The organism is Streptomyces hirsutus (assembly GCF_001418415.1).
GTDB classification, from domain to species: domain Bacteria; phylum Actinomycetota; class Actinomycetes; order Streptomycetales; family Streptomycetaceae; genus Streptomyces; species Streptomyces hirsutus.
This window is the reverse complement of sequence record NZ_LIQT01000541.1, coordinates 293-9249: the sequence shown is the minus strand read 5'-3', so window position 1 is coordinate 9249 and position 8957 is coordinate 293. Positions and strand designations below refer to the sequence as shown.

5 protein-coding genes and 4 pseudogenes are annotated in these 8957 nt (G+C 70.0%); 6 read left to right on the top strand and 3 right to left on the bottom strand.

Annotated elements, in window-relative coordinates; genetic code table 11:
* Both AOK11_RS33755 and ppgK read left to right on the top strand, forming a co-directional pair.
* A pseudogene (locus AOK11_RS33755) lies at positions 1–452 on the top strand (4-hydroxy-3-methylbut-2-enyl diphosphate reductase); the annotation flags it as partial.
* A 122-nt stretch (positions 453–574) separates the two neighbouring features.
* On the top strand, positions 575–1321 hold the full coding sequence (ppgK, locus tag AOK11_RS33750; protein WP_055597479.1) for a polyphosphate--glucose phosphotransferase: 747 nt from the start codon (positions 575–577) through the stop codon (positions 1319–1321).
* A gap of 52 nt (positions 1322–1373) precedes the next feature.
* Here the strand turns inward: ppgK and AOK11_RS33745 are convergent, their stop codons facing one another.
* Positions 1374–1988, bottom strand: coding sequence for a DUF6542 domain-containing protein (locus AOK11_RS33745; RefSeq protein ID WP_079035249.1), 615 nt, complete (start codon positions 1986–1988; stop codon positions 1374–1376).
* Between the two features lie 182 nt (positions 1989–2170).
* Between AOK11_RS33745 and ychF the strand changes: the two genes are divergently transcribed.
* Complete coding sequence (gene ychF / locus AOK11_RS33740; protein ID WP_055597478.1) at positions 2171–3259, top strand: redox-regulated ATPase YchF; 1089 nt, start codon at positions 2171–2173, stop codon at positions 3257–3259.
* Between the two features lie 323 nt (positions 3260–3582).
* On the opposite strand, the pseudogene AOK11_RS33735 reads toward ychF, so the two are convergent.
* Positions 3583–4616, bottom strand: a pseudogene (locus AOK11_RS33735) (hypothetical protein).
* Between AOK11_RS33735 and AOK11_RS45715 the strand changes: the two are divergent.
* Both AOK11_RS45715 and AOK11_RS33730 read left to right on the top strand, forming a co-directional pair.
* Positions 4600–4738, top strand: a pseudogene (locus AOK11_RS45715) (IS256 family transposase); the annotation flags it as partial. The pseudogenes AOK11_RS33735 and AOK11_RS45715 overlap by 17 nt on opposite strands.
* A gap of 243 nt (positions 4739–4981) precedes the next feature.
* The gene (locus tag AOK11_RS33730) at positions 4982–6400 is read left to right on the top strand and encodes an ATP-binding protein (protein WP_055597477.1); all 1419 of its coding nucleotides are present in this window, start codon (positions 4982–4984) and stop codon (positions 6398–6400) included.
* A 342-nt stretch (positions 6401–6742) separates the two neighbouring features.
* Here the strand turns inward: AOK11_RS33730 and AOK11_RS33725 are convergent.
* Positions 6743–7134 (bottom strand): annotated as a pseudogene (locus AOK11_RS33725) (DNA-binding protein).
* A 192-nt stretch (positions 7135–7326) separates the two neighbouring features.
* Between AOK11_RS33725 and AOK11_RS33720 the strand changes: the two are divergent.
* On the top strand, positions 7327–8957 hold a 1631-nt coding region (locus AOK11_RS33720; protein WP_240497591.1), incomplete at its 3' end, for an aldehyde dehydrogenase family protein.

The window sequence follows — 8957 nt, the reverse complement described above, 5'->3', positions numbered from 1 at the left end:
AGCTGATCTCCCCGCCCAGCGACGACATCTGCTACGCCACGCAGAACCGCCAGCTGGCGGTCAAGCAGATGGGCGCCGAGGCGGACCTGGTGATCGTGGTCGGCTCGCGGAACTCCTCCAACTCCGTGCGGCTCGTCGAGGTCGCCAAGATCGCGGGCGCCCGTGACGCCCACCTGGTGGACTTCGCCGACGAGATCGACGAGGCCTGGCTGGAGGGCGTCTCCACGGTCGGCGTCACCTCGGGCGCCTCGGTGCCGGAGGTCCTGGTCGAGCAGGTCCTGGAATGGCTCGCGCAGCGCGGCTTCGAGGACGTCGAGATCGTCAAGGCCGCCGAGGAGTCCATCATTTTCTCGCTGCCGAAGGAGCTGCGCCGCGATCTGCGCGAGGAGGCGGCGACGCTGGTGGCGGAGCGCGGTGGCACCGGGCCGGGAGGGGCCCCGGCGTCGGCCTAGTGCGCCGACGGACGGAGGTCCGGGGGGATGTGGCGGCGTCACATCCCCAATCCTCCCTCTGTGTCCGATTGGGGGCGGCGTTCGGTTCGGTGGCCGTTCACGGCCCGGCTTAACGTAGTCCCATGCAGATTTTCGGTGTGGACATCGGCGGGTCCGGGATCAAGGGTGCCCCGGTCGACCTGGACAAGGGGGACCTGGCGCAGGAGCGCTGCAAGGTCCTCACCCCTCAGCCCTCCACGCCGGACGCGGTGGCCGACGGGGTCAAGGAGGTCGTCGACCACTTCGGCTGGACCGGCCCGGTCGGGGTCACCTTCCCGGGTGTGGTCACCGACGGCACCACGATCCGTTCGGCGGCCAACGTCGACAAGAGCTGGGTCGACACCGACGCGCGGGTGCTGCTCGGCGACCGCCTCGGCGGTCTGCCCGTGACCGTGGTCAACGACGCGGATGCGGCGGGCATCGCCGAGATGCACTTCGGTGCCGCGAAGGGCCGCCGGGGCACGGTCGTCCTGCTGACGTTCGGTACGGGCATCGGCAGCGCCGTGTTCGTGGACGGCGTCCTGGTCCCGAACACGGAGCTCGGCCACCTGGAGCTGCACGGCCACGAGGCGGAGAAGCGGGCCTCCAGCAAGGCCCGGGAGGACCATGAGCTGACGTGGGAGCACTGGGCGCATCGGGTGCAGAAGTACCTGGCCCACGTGGAGATGCTGTTCTCGCCGGAGCTGTTCGTGATCGGCGGCGGCGTCAGCCGCAAGTCCGAGAAGTTCCTGCACCACATCCAGGGCATCAAGGCCGAGATCGTCCCGGCGCAGCTGCAGAACAACGCGGGCATCGTGGGAGCGGCGATGAGGGCGGCCACGGGCACCTAGGCGCCGGGGACGTCCGGGGACCCTCCCGGGAAAGGCCCGGCGCGCCCGGACGTCAGGCCTGGGCCCGGCTCCGGGCGGCGGCCCGCCGGTTGATCGTACGGACCATGCGCATCCGCCGGCCGAGCACGATCGCGCAGGCGAGCAGGGTCCCCCCGTACAGCCAGCCGGCCTGGGTGGCGAGCCCCGTCACCATGCCCATGAGCCGGGCGCCGGTCCCGCCGTCGCCCTCGTCGGCGACCGGGACCAGGCCCAGGGCGAAGGCGACCGGGACGACCACGGGCGCGGTGAGCAGGTCCCCCTCGCGCACCCACAGCGCGGTCAGCACGCACACCGGCAGGAACAGCACGCCGTACACGGTCGGGGACATCCCGAACAGCAGCGCGACGAGGAACCCGAGCGTCAGCATCACTAACCCGCAGAAGAGGCCTCCGCCGAGCCCGGTGAGCCGGGGATTCGGCAGCCGCCGGGCCGCAGGGGAGGGAACGGGCCGGGGAGTCGGCGCGGGTCTGCGCTGCGCCGGGCGGACGGGCCGGGCGGAGCGCGCGACACCGCCCCCGGGCGTCCGCCCCGCCTGAGGAGGCAGCGGCGGCCGGGGTGGCCGAGGCGGCCGGGCCGGCCGGTCGCGTCGCGGTCCGTACTGAACAGGTCGCGTGCTGTGTTGCTCCACTGGATCAACTTAGGTCTGTTTATGTGCTGAATGGGTCGTCGGACACGCCGAGGATCGAGGGCTGTCCATGTGTTCGATTTACCGACGGGGCGTGGAGCGGGTACGCCGTAGACTGGTGGATCGGCCCACGCGCCCAGTCGGCCGATCCTCGTCCCCCATCCTCACGTACGGGAAGTCGCAACGTGTCGCTCACGATCGGAATCGTCGGTCTGCCGAATGTCGGCAAGTCGACCCTGTTCAACGCCCTGACCAAGAACGACGTGCTGGCGGCCAACTACCCGTTCGCCACCATCGAGCCGAACGTCGGCGTGGTCGGTGTCCCCGACGCCCGGCTGGCGAAGCTCGCGGAGATCTTCGGCTCCCAGCGGATCCTCCCGGCCACGGTCGACTTCGTCGACATCGCGGGCATCGTCCGCGGCGCCAGCGAGGGCGAGGGCCTCGGCAACAAGTTCCTGGCGAACATCCGCGAGTCCGACGCGATCTGCCAGGTCATCCGCGCCTTCCAGGACGAGAACGTCGTCCACGTCGACGGCAAGGTCTCGCCGAAGGGCGACATCGAGACGATCAACACCGAGCTGATCCTCGCCGACCTGCAGACCATCGAGAAGGTCCTGCCGCGCCTGCAGAAGGAGTCGCGGATCAAGAAGGACATCGCGCCCAAGGTCAAGGCGGTCGAGGAGGCCAAGGAGATCCTGGAGAAGGGCGACCCGCTCTTCACGCACGGCATCGTCCAGGGCAGCGAGCGCGCCGAGCCCCTGCACGACCTGCACCTGCTTACCACCAAGCCGTTCCTCTACGTCTTCAACGTCGACGAGGACGAGCTGACCGACGAGGACTTCAAGAACGAGCAGCGCGCCCTGGTCGCCCCCGCCGAGGCGATCTTCCTCAACGCCAAGCTGGAGGCGGACCTCGCCGAGCTGGACGAGGAGGACGCCATGGAGCTCCTGGAGTCGGTCGGCGCCGAGGAGCCCGGCCTCGCCATCCTCGCCCGCGTCGGCTTCAACACCCTCGGCCTGCAGACGTACCTGACCGCGGGCCCGAAGGAGTCCCGCGCCTGGACCATCAAGCGCGGCGCCACCGCCCCCGAGGCCGCCGGAGTCATCCACACCGACTTCCAGAAGGGCTTCATCAAGGCCGAGGTCATCTCCTTCGAGGACCTGGTCGAGACCGGCTCGGTCGCCGAGGCCCGCGCCAAGGGCAAGGCCCGCATGGAGGGCAAGGACTACGTCATGCGCGACGGCGATGTGGTGGAGTTCCGTTTCAACGTGTAGCGGGTGATTTACCGTCACGTTGTCGATCTGGCAAACGTGCAGGTCGGAAGGGGTTCGACTCTCCGGAGGCGGACCCCTGGTTTTTCCAGTGCTGGGATGCCGGTGAGGTCCCCGTGTTGGACCGCGGGCCATATCCCCGCGAGGGGGCGTGCAGGAGGTTTTGACGGGCTCGCGCTCACACTTCTTCACGGCTCCGCCGGGCTCCTGTGGAAGCAAGTTCGCACGAACGCGACGAACAGCGGCGTGACCGAGGTCACGCCGCGTCTTGTTGAGGTCGAGGCAGATGTGCAGGGGGAGCTTCGGAGAGCCGACCGTCTACCGGATCAGCTCCCGTCCTCGTCCCGTACGCGAGGTGCGGCGGGCTGGTGCGGGCTTTGCGAGGTGTCCCAGAGGTGCGGAGGTGTCATGCCGTCCTCGCTCGTCTCGTACCAGCCTTGGTTCCGTTCACCCGCACCGCTCTCCGCCGCCCCCGGCGTGAACGTGCCCGCGCCCGTGTCGGTGAACGGCGAGCCCTCGGGGGCCGGGAAGCCCGGCAACCAGGGCCCCGTGGTGCCCCCCTCGCCTGAAGGCCCGCCCTCCGGTCCCTCGCCCTCGCCCTTGTCGGGCGCCGGAAGAAGGGTCCGCCTGATCTCCTCGGCGGCCTCGTCCAGCCCGGCCGCTTCCAGGCTCCGCACCACACGGTGCACGAACACTGTGTACTCGTCCATGTCCGGCTTCAGGCCCAGCGCTGTCAGCAACAGGAGCAGCCGATCCGAGACCTCTAATTCCTCCTCGCGCTCGAACATCCCTCCTCCCTGGTTGTCCCCGCCCCACAGCGGGCCCCCGACGGTCGCCTCGCTCCGCGCGCCCACGGACGGGACGAGCAGGTGGCGGAAGAGCTCGGGCACCTCCTCGTCGTTGGCCGCCGCCGCGATCTGGGCGAGCGGGCCGATCATGTCGACCGCCTTCTCGATTTCGTTCTCGTGACGGGCCAGCCACCACACCACCGCGCTGCCCGCGCTCTTGAGCACGTCGTCACCGAGGTACGGATCGCCCCCGGCGCGCGCCAGTTCGGCGGCCTCACCGGTCCAGCCGAGCGCCGCGCCGCTGTCCCCGGCCTCCTGGGCCATCCAGCCGGTGAACTCCGCGAACCGCGACGCGAGCAGGAGCGCGGGGCCCGAGTGGCGGACGGGGCGTCGGCGGCCAGCCCGGTGACCGTGCGCGTCTGCGTCTCCGGCAGGGGAAGCAGGACCTTCGGCGCGGTGGACTGGCCGAGCTTTCGTAGCTGGTCGAACTGCGCGCGGAAGGAGGGAAGGAGGGGGTCGGCGGGAGAGAACGCCTGACCGCCGAGGGCGGAGGCGGTGGACGGCCGGCTGATCGACGTGTTGGTCGGCTGCGCCCAGGCCCGGCCTCCGACTGGCTGGCGAGGGTGGGCTGCTTCAGCAGCTGACCAAGCGGCTGCTGGAGCCCGCGCTCCAGGGTGAGATCGCCGACCACCTCCTCGGCATCCACCCGGACGACGAAAGCGTGAACTTCACCAACGGCGCCGGCGTGGCCCTCGGTGGCGTCGCGTTCGTCAGGGATGCCGGCCTTGACCCCTGCTTTGCGCGACCGGCCCGGTGCCGCACGGCCCTCGAAACGCAGGTCCGTGACTCGTGAGCGTGAGCGGCAACGGGCGAAGCTCCCTGCTAACGTCTACGTTAGTAACGTTGTTGTTAGTATCATGCGTGGAGGTCGGCGGGCATGGTGGACTTTGTAGGTCGTCGGCAGGAGCTGGCGACATTGGAGCGAGAGCTGCAGAAGGTGGCGGCAGGGGTTGGCGGGGAGCGGCCCGGTCGGTGCGTGATGTTGCGTGGGCGGCGCCGGGTGGGTAAGTCGCGGCTGGTCGAGCGGTTTGCAGAGGGCTCCGGGGTCCCCTTCTTGTTCTACGCGGCGACCGGTGCGTCCCCTAGAGATGATCTTGCACGGCTCGCCCGGGACGCCCAGGCGTCGACGCTGCCGATGGCGCGGCTCGTGGCCGCCGCACGGCCGGAGAGCTGGGACGCCGCGTTCGACGTGCTGGCTGCGGCGCTGCCCGCCGACCGGGCGAGCGTGCTGATCATCGACGAGGTGCCGTACCTGATGGATGCCGATGGCGCCTTTGAGGGGATGCTGCAACGGGCCTGGGATCGGGTGCTGGAGACCAAGCCGGTGCTACTGGTCCTCATCGGCTCCGATCTGTCGATGATGGAGGCCCTGAACAGCTATGGACGCCCCTTCCATCAGCGCGGCCGGGAGATGGTGCTAGGACCACTGAACCCCGCCGAGGTGGGGCAGATGCTCGGGTTGGAACCGGCGGAAGCCTTCGATGCCGCGCTGGTCACCGGAGGGCTGCCGCTGATCTGCGCGGAGTGGCCGCGAGGTGCAGGGCTGTGGGACTTCCTCGACGAGGCGCTGAGCGACCCGGTCTCGGCCCTGCTGGTATCGGCCGAGCGCTCGCTGGCTGCCGAATTCCCTCCGCAGGCTCAGGCGCGTACGGTGCTGGCGGCTATCGGCAGTGGCGAGCGGACCTTCACCAACATCGCCCGTGCAGCCGGCGGAATCGGGGCCACGCCCCTGCAGCGAGCACTGGAGCTGCTTACGGACAAGCGGATCGTCGCTGCGGAGCTGCCCGTATCGCTGCGTCCGTCGAAGGATCGCCGCTACCGGGTGACAGATCCCTACCTGCGGTTTTGGCTGCACCTGCTCGGCCCGTCCATGGAGGAGATCGAGCGGGGGCGGGGCGATCTGAGCCTGGCGCGGATCCGGGACAGCTGGACCAGTTGGCGCGGCCGGGCGATCGAGCCGCTCATCCGCCAGGCGCTCGCCCGGATACTGCCCGACGACCGGCTCCCCGCGGCCCCTGCAGTGGGGGGCTACTGGACCCGCACCAACGACGTCGAAATCGACATCGTTGGTGCGGACTGGGCTCCCATTGCCAAGGAGCTGATCTTCGTCGGCTCTATCAAGTGGCTGGAGCAGTCACCCTTCGACCGGCACGACCTGGCAGCTCTCCATCGACACCGGGCCGCCCTCACCGATGAACCCGTTCCAGTGGTGGCGGTCTCGCGCAGCGGAGTCGACTGTCCGGGGCTCGATGCCGCCTACGGCCCCGGCGATTTGCTGACCGCTTGGCCACTGTGAGTGGCGGATAGCAGGCCAGGAGCGGGAGCTGGTGAGCGCGATCAGGCCGCAGACGTGGGAGACGTCCCTCAGACCTCGACCCGTAGCCGGCGCTGTTGTGCAGCGTTGGCGATCCTGTGACTTCTCATACTTTGTCACGAATCCCGTGCTGGGACGACTTCGCATTTCCCCAGGTCGCATGGGTTGTGGTGGAGTTCCGCTTCAACGTCTGACGAGCCGTCGAGGACGTTGTCCGGCCCGCCTCTTGGCGGTCGGGCGCAGGTTTCTGTCTGCCGGGGCCCTCGTCTCATGAAGTGCTGTGGCCGACGGCCGACCCGGTGGGCGGGGCTGTGGCCGGCGTTTTCAGACCTTGACGACCTCTACGGAGGGCCGCACAGGAGCGTCAGGTCCTCGGGGTCGGAAGTGAGGACGGTGATCGGCTGGGACGTGCTGCGGGCGATAGCGGCGAAGGCGGCGTCGATGGCGTCCTTGTGGCCGTGGAGATGATGGGCGCGAAGGAGAGCGGCGGCCTCGTCGGTGATCTCCTTGGTGACGTCGTGAACGTCGACGCGGGAGAGGACCCACTTGATGCGGGCCGGGTGGATCCGCTCGTAATCGGCCTCAAGGGTGGTCATGGCGCTGGTGGCAACGCGGATGCCCTCCTCCGATGCCGCCTGGACCAGAGCCACGACGGTGCGGTCCTTGCGGTAGGGCTTGGAGAGTCCTTCGCTGTCGAGCAGCAGGGTTCCGGGCATCAGGCGGCGACACCTTGACGTGTTCGGGCTGGTCAGCGGCGCACTTCTGACCGTCGGGCGGCGCCTCGGCCGGCACCGGTGCTTACCACGCCAGGGAGACGGGCCGGGCGGCAATGGGTGGATTTCCCCTGTTCAGGGTGGAGGGTGCCGTAACAGGGCTGAAGCCGGTCCCCGGTGCGAAGAATCCGGGATGTGAATGCTTCCTCGGGGACCGCGCTTCGGAGCTATCCGGTCCTGCTGGCCGGTGTACCCGCCGACGGCGAGAGTTGGGTGCACTGGCCCAGGAGCAGCGCCGTGCTGCTCGACACCTACGAGACGGTCGCGCTCAAAGCGCGTCTCGACCACGACCGGGCCGGCCCGGCGGACCACGACGACCCCCGACTGGTCGGCAGGGTGGCGCGGTCCACCGGCGAGCAGGCCCTCGCGGCGCTCGCCGCGGCGCGCGAGGCGCAGCCGGCCTGGGCGCGAGTCCCGCTCGATCACCGGCTGGACTTCGTCCGCGCCTTCCACCGCCTGCTGCGGGAGCGGGCTGAGGAACTCATGTCGGTCCTCGTCGCCGAAGGGAACCCGCGGCAGGTGAGTCGGTGGGCCCTGTCCGCCGCGCTGAATCTGACGCACCCCGACTCGGTCGCGTACGCGCGTGCCGCCATGGTCTGGGAGGGCGGTCATGCGGGCCGGCTGGTGCGGCTGGTGCGCAAGCCCGACGGGGTGGTCTGCCTGGACCCGGCGCGCAACGCCCCGATGCTCACCGCTCTGTCCGGGGTGCCGACGCTGGCGGCGGGCAACGCGCTGGTGGTCAACGCCCCGCCGACGGTCCCGCTGAGCACCGCCTACCTCTTCCACGAGCTGGTCGCCCCGCTGCTGGCCGACCACGGGGCGCCGCCCGGCACGCTGAGCGTGCTGTGCGCGCCGGCCCGGCCGATGCTGCGCACGTGGCTCGCCTCCCCGCACTGCGACGACATCTTCTTCTTCGGCGGTTCGGCCCAGGGCGCCGAACTCACCCGCTCCTGCCTGGAGCACGGCAAGAAGCCCATCATGGAGCTGGCCGGCAACGACGCCCTCGTGGTCTGGCGGGACGCCGACCTGGACGGCGCCGTCGAAGCGGCACTGGAGCGCTACCTGGGGTCCGGACAGCTCTGCCTGGCACCGAAGTTCGCCCTGGTGCATCCCGCCGTTGCGGACGACTTCACCGAGCGGCTGCACCGGAAGGTGGCCGCTCTGCGCGTGGGGCTGCCGGACGACCCGGAGGTCGTGCTCACCCCGGTGATCAAGCGGAACCAGTGCAAGGAGGTGCTGGACGACGCCGTGGCCCGGGACGCCGAACTGCTCTGCGGTGGTGACCTGGTCGACGTGCACGGACGTCCCTCCCCGCGGGGCCCGTTCGTCCGGCCCGCGCTGCTGCGCGTACGGGGTCTCGAGCGGGCGGCGACCATGAACGCCGTCACCGAGGAGACGTTCTTCCCCCTGATGTGCGTGGTCGTGCCGGAGGCCGCCACGTCTCCGGCAGCGGCCTCGGACGACGCGCTGCTGGACGCGGTCCTCACGTTCGTCAACGCCAATCGGTACGGGCTGCGCAACTCGCTGTGGGCGCGTGATCCGCACGTCGTCCACCGGTTCACGGACGAAGTGACCAACGGTGGTGTGCTGAAGGTCAACGACAGCCACATCGGGACCCTGCCCGTGCTGCCCATCGTCGGCGGCACGGGGCTGTCGGGCGGCGTCTTCGGGGAGGCCAACGTCTCCTTTCTGCGCACCACCCGCCTCCAGGGCATCAGCCTCGCCACCGGGACCGGTGAGCCCTTCGACCACCTCGCCGCCGCCGG

Bases quoted from the DNA above. Each gene is read 5' to 3' on its own strand.
- ppgK (WP_055597479.1), top strand. From the start codon at position 575: ATGCAGATTTTCGGTGTGGACATCGGCGGGTCCGGGATCAAGGGTGCC.
- AOK11_RS33730 (WP_055597477.1), top strand. From the start codon at position 4,982: ATGGTGGACTTTGTAGGTCGTCGGCAGGAGCTGGCGACATTGGAGCGA.